The sequence below is a fragment of the Streptomyces sp. NRRL S-1022 genome (assembly GCF_000720135.1).
Classification (GTDB): domain Bacteria; phylum Actinomycetota; class Actinomycetes; order Streptomycetales; family Streptomycetaceae; genus Streptomyces.
The window spans coordinates 1-413 of record NZ_JOIU01000133.1 but is presented as its reverse complement, the minus strand read 5'-3'; the positions used below and the strand labels follow the sequence as shown (position 1 = coordinate 413).

Below are 413 nucleotides of genomic sequence, written 5' to 3'. Positions count from 1 at the left end.
CTCCATCACCGTCTGGATGTAGCGGCCGATGTCGGGCTCGTTGAAGTACCAGTGGTCGCGCAGGTGTCCGGTCGCGGTGGGGCCCAGCGGGATGATGGGGATGTCCTCGCTCCACGACGTCTCGCCGTACTTGGGCTGGTAGCCGGGCTTGGCGAAGCAGTCGCCGTAGTAGCCCAGGAAGCCGTTCTTGGAGAGCTTGTCGGCGGCGAACAGGAACATCTCGTCGACGACGGCCTTCTCCGGGACCGGCGGCAGCTTCCTGCGTTTGGTGGAGACCTGCGCGAACTCCATGTACGTGTAGAACGAGACGCAGGTGACGCCGAGTTCGATGGCGACGTCGAGGCTGTGCTCCCAGCTCTCCATCGTCTGCCCGTTGATGCCGTGCATCAGGTCGATGTTGATGTTCTCGAATC

1 pseudogene is annotated in these 413 nt (G+C 63.0%); it reads right to left on the bottom strand.

Annotation, left to right across the window (positions count from 1 at the left end):
* Positions 1-413: pseudogene (locus tag IG05_RS0141170) on the bottom strand (coproporphyrinogen III oxidase family protein); the annotation flags it as partial.